The organism is Streptomyces sp. N35 (assembly GCF_016464295.1).
Lineage (GTDB): Bacteria > Actinomycetota > Actinomycetes > Streptomycetales > Streptomycetaceae > Streptomyces.
The window spans coordinates 35778-39968 of record NZ_JAEIMH010000082.1 but is presented as its reverse complement, the minus strand read 5'-3'; the positions used below and the strand labels follow the sequence as shown (position 1 = coordinate 39968).

General features: G+C 66.3%; 5 protein-coding genes. 4 read left to right on the top strand and 1 reads right to left on the bottom strand.

Translation table 11 applies throughout. The features are described 5' to 3' along the window. Positions 1–222 precede the first annotated feature (222 nt). Together JAO81_RS33305 and JAO81_RS33300 are read left to right on the top strand one after the other, a co-directional pair. Entirely contained in the window at positions 223–558 is a 336-nt protein-coding gene (locus JAO81_RS33305) for a hypothetical protein (protein ID WP_199551704.1), read from the top strand. A 248-nt stretch (positions 559–806) separates the two neighbouring features. Further along, the gene (locus JAO81_RS33300; protein WP_199551703.1) at positions 807–1712 is read left to right on the top strand and encodes a S41 family peptidase; all 906 of its coding nucleotides are present in this window, start codon (positions 807–809) and stop codon (positions 1710–1712) included. Between the two features lie 290 nt (positions 1713–2002). Here JAO81_RS33300 and JAO81_RS33295 read toward each other — a convergent pair whose 3' ends face one another. Next, complete coding sequence (locus JAO81_RS33295; RefSeq protein WP_199551702.1) at positions 2003–2254, bottom strand: hypothetical protein; 252 nt, start codon at positions 2252–2254, stop codon at positions 2003–2005. Between the two features lie 343 nt (positions 2255–2597). On the opposite strand from JAO81_RS33295, the gene JAO81_RS33290 reads away from it, so the two are divergent. Both JAO81_RS33290 and JAO81_RS33285 read left to right on the top strand, forming a co-directional pair. Beyond that, positions 2598–3077 carry a diadenosine tetraphosphate hydrolase gene (locus JAO81_RS33290; RefSeq protein ID WP_199551701.1) on the top strand — a complete coding sequence of 160 codons (480 nt, stop codon included), beginning with the start codon at positions 2598–2600 and terminating at the stop codon, positions 3075–3077. A 6-nt stretch (positions 3078–3083) separates the two neighbouring features. Further along, positions 3084–4130, top strand: a complete 1047-nt coding sequence (locus tag JAO81_RS33285) for a VWA domain-containing protein (protein ID WP_199551700.1) — start codon at positions 3084–3086, stop codon at positions 4128–4130. Positions 4131–4191 lie beyond the last annotated feature (61 nt).

Sequence of the window (4191 nt, the reverse complement as noted above, 5' to 3'; positions counted from 1 at the left end):
TTGTGGCAACACCTCAACACCTTGTGGCAACAGATGACTCGACGCCCCCGTCGCCTTCTCCCCCCTTGCCGGGCCTCTGTTGCGCTGTGGTGCTGTTGCATTGTGGTGCAACACGAGGCATGACGATCCCGCGTCTCCCTAGGGTTACGGCCACACGTGCGAGTGCTCTTCAGAAGGGACGTCGATGTGATGCGGTCCAAGATTGTCGCCACCCTGTCCGGTATGGCGCTGGTTGCCGGGGCAGGCATTGTTGTGCAGTCCGGCCAGGCCGGCGCGGCGGAGATGTGCTTCGTGACCTCGAAGCATCAGCTGTACTGCGGAAACGAAGCGCCTGTCACGCTGTGGAAGTACATCGGGAGCTCATCTCCCCAGATCAAGGTGGACACGCTCAGGACCCGTCAGAGCACCTTCACCTGCTGGGCGAAAGGCAAGCCCCACAGCGGCGGGAACGCCATCTACTACCGCGCTCAAGGCGACGACCACGGCAAGTACGGGTTCCTGGCCGCAGTGTTGGTCCACACCCTCACCGACCCGCCCAGCGGCCTGCCCAAATGCTGAGATCGAACAGCGCCAACCGGGAACAGCGACAGGGTCGCGCCGGTGGCCACCGGCGCAGCTCGGGCTGCACGTCCCTGCCTCGAGAAGAAACCCACGGCCGGTGTCTGCCGCGGCCCGGCATGCGGAACCGCCGAGTCTCACCGCGAGCGTGAGCTCCGGCTGCTCATGGTTTCGTGGGGCCGGTGTCCGTACGGCGGAACAGCGCAGTCCTCTGCATTTTCCGTACGTACGGTGATCTACTTCCCGCCATGACGATTTCGACGAAGCTCGCGCCGGCACCGGTCATCGACGGGACCGTCCGGCTGCTGACCGAGCACTACATTTTCCCCGACATAGCCCAGCAGTTGGCCGGCCTGTTGCAACGGCGCCTGGCCGAGGGCGCCTACGACGTCGACGACGCCGAGAAACTCGCCCACCTGGTCACCGCGGATCTGCAGTCGATCAACGGCGACCGGCATCTGAGCCTCAAACACCACGCCAACCAGGTGCCCGCCAAGAAAGGCGCGGCCAACCTGGACGCCATGCGCCGCGACTTCGACACCTCACTGGGCGGTGTGCCGCGGGTCCAGCTGCTCGACCAGGGGGTCGCCGTACTGGAACTGGCGCCCATGCTGTTTCCGCTGGAGTGGGCCGCCGAACCGCTCAGTGCCGCACTCACCCTGGCCTCCCGCGCGAAGGCGCTGATCGTGGACCTTCGCGCCAACCTGGGCGGCGATCCGGACAGCGTCGCCTTCGTCTGCAGTCACCTGCTGGATCAGCGCACGCACCTCAACACCATGCACTGGCACGGCGACACCCGCATCGAGCAGACGTGGAGCCAGCCGCACGTACCGGGCCCCCGCTACGGCGGCAGCAAACCGCTGTATGTCCTGACCAGCAACCGCACTTTCTCCGCCGCTGAGGAACTCGCCTACAACCTGCAGCAACTCGGCCGCGCCATCATCGTCGGCGAGCCCACCCGCGGCGGAGCACACCCCCGCGACGGCTGGACCGTCCACCCCCATCTGGAAGCCAGCATCCCCGTAGGCCGCGCCGTCAACCCCATCTCCGGCACCAACTGGGAAGGCACCGGCGTACAACCGGACATCCCGTGCACGGCTGCTGACTCCCTCGACCACGCACACGCATTGGCCCTCACCCAACTCGCAGGCTGACCCAACCCGCCCACACCACACGGCGAGCACCTCCTCCCCGCATCGGCGGCCCAGGGGGGGGTGCTGCCGGATACCCAACCAAGGAGCTGCCCGAAACGGCGCGCCACGAAGGCAGTGGGCGCGCGTCCACAGTCCCTTTCGAGAAGCCTGATGGCCGCCCTCACCGCGGTGCGATATGCGAGCTCCCGCACTGAGATGCCCTCGGCCTGCCGGTAGTCGATGAGAGCTCTCGCCAGCCGCTCCGATACTGCGAGACCTTGGACTGCGCCCGCCGACCGGGGCGGTGGTGGTCAGCCGACCTCGGCGACCCAGCCGTACGGCAACTCACCGCCGTCGACCGTGATCGCTTCCACGGTGCGGGTCTGCGGGTCGATGTCCGCCTCGATCCCCTCGCCCTCATAGCGGGGGAAACCACTCGCACCGGTCGTGCCCATGGCCTCGACAGTGGCGGAGCGGAGCACACCGCCGTGGTCGACATGAGAGTCGGCGTCCGTCAGTTGCGGCTTGAGCAGGACAGTGAATCGCGAAGGGGAACTGTGCATGGGCCGAGGCTATCCGCGCCCAACCCGCGGACCCGGCGCCCCGCATGCCGCGATCACCCGACCAGACCAGAACCGGCCTGAACGATGCGTCCTGCGCCAGGCCGCCGTACTCGCGGCGCATCGGATGCAGGGCCGTCACAGTCCGGCCGACCAGGGCAGGTGTGCGGATGGTCCGCCCGGGCTGGCTACCAGGTGCCCCACCGAAGCCCGGGACCCCCCTTTGACGGAGATCCTCGAAATCGGCCGAGGTCGCTTCCTGCCTCGCACACTTCGTCGTTGAACTGTGTGAGGAGAGGCAGGGAACGAAGAGGGGGCCTTGATCAGCGGAATGTAGGTTCTGGGCATGACCGGTGATTGGCGGATGGATCGGATCGGGAGTGCGCTGAGGGGCGAAAACCCGACTGTGCTGCGGCGCTTGACGTCGGGGTTCGCGGTGATCGGGGATGTTCAGTTCCTGCCGGGCTACTCGGTTCTGCTCGTGGACGAGCCGGATGTGCAGCGCCTGTCGGACCTGCCCAAGGCGAAGCGGCTGTCGTTCCTGTCCGACATGGATCAGCTCGGTGAAGCGGTCGAGCGAGCCTGCCGGCAGCTGGACCCGGCCTTTCGGCGGATCAACCTGGAGATCCTGGGGAACACCGACCCCTTCTTGCATGCGCATGTCTGGCCACGGTTCGATTGGGAGCCGGCCGATGTGGTGAGTGCTCCGGTGTGGCTCTATCCCCGTGAACGGTGGAGCGACGAGCAGTTCAGGCTCGGTCCGCAGCATGACGTGCTGCGACACGGAATCGGCCATGAACTGGATCAGTTGCGCTCGGTGGCCTGACGGGTAATGGGCCCGCCGGACGTCGTCGCCAGGCTCTCCGGGGCCTGGCCCCCCGGTGTTCACACCGTAGCCGTGGTGGCCAGCGTCGACACTGAGACCAAGCCGGGCGCGGTCTTCACGGCGGCCACCACACCCACCGTGACCCTCACGCACGACGGTCCCCCGCTCGGCTTCGTCCCACCCTCGTTCGTTGCGAATAAAACCGTGGTGGTCCTGGTGGAGCTGTACCGGCGGGGCGGAGGATGGAAGGTCCGCGCAGTGGGCCAGGGCTACGACAACGGCCTCGCCGGCCTCGCAACGGACTACGGCGTCACCATTGACGACGCGCCTGATCCTGCGGTGCCCACGGCTCCACGCGCGACCGCCGCCACTGAATCGCCCAGCACCATCAGCCTGCGCAAGGTTGAACAGCAAGCGCCTGCACTCACCGGACTCGCACTCCAAGCCGCACAGGCCCTGACCGCATCAGGAGCCGCGGGCCGACGCGCCGCGGTCTACCTGGTCCTCGACCATGACTGGATCATGGAGGAGTACTACGAGAACTTCTCGGTACAAGCGTTCGCCGACAAGGTCTTGGCGCTGTCGGCGAACCTGGACGACGACGGCACGGTGCCGGTCGTCTTCTCAGGCGACGAGAACCCCTTCATGGAAGAGATCAGCCTCAGCAACTATCGAGGCCGCATCGGCCAACTTCACACCCAAGTCGACTGGGGCATAGGGGACGTTGCCGCCGCGATGCGGGCCGTCATCAACCACTACCAGGCATCAGGCGCCGCCGGCCCCGCGTATGTCATCGTGCAAGTAGGCGATGAGCCGTTCGACAAGGCCAACGTCCGTACGCTGCTGCAGAACTCAGAAAGCCTCGGCCTCTTCTGGCAGTTCGTGGGATTCGGCAACAACGGCGACTTGAACTTCTACAAGAACCTGAATGCCTCAAGCAGGGTGACCTTCCGAAACGCCGCGTTCTACAACGCAGGCGGCACTCCCTCAGCCATACCGAACGAGTCGTTCTACGAGAACCTGCTTCAGGGCTTTGCTGCCTGGCCTCAATAGCCATGCGGTCAAAGGGACCATGAAGGGGGGGGCGCCGCCTGGGGCGCGGGCCTCCTGCGCC

Excerpts from the sequence above, each read along its gene's own strand:
- JAO81_RS33305 (WP_199551704.1), top strand. The coding sequence starts at position 223 with ATGGCGCTGGTTGCCGGGGCAGGCATTGTTGTGCAGTCCGGCCAGGCC.
- JAO81_RS33300 (WP_199551703.1), top strand. The coding sequence starts at position 807 with ATGACGATTTCGACGAAGCTCGCGCCGGCACCGGTCATCGACGGGACC.
- JAO81_RS33295 (WP_199551702.1), bottom strand. The coding sequence starts at position 2,254 with ATGCACAGTTCCCCTTCGCGATTCACTGTCCTGCTCAAGCCGCAACTG.
- JAO81_RS33290 (WP_199551701.1), top strand. The coding sequence starts at position 2,598 with ATGACCGGTGATTGGCGGATGGATCGGATCGGGAGTGCGCTGAGGGGC.
- JAO81_RS33285 (WP_199551700.1), top strand. The coding sequence starts at position 3,084 with ATGGGCCCGCCGGACGTCGTCGCCAGGCTCTCCGGGGCCTGGCCCCCC.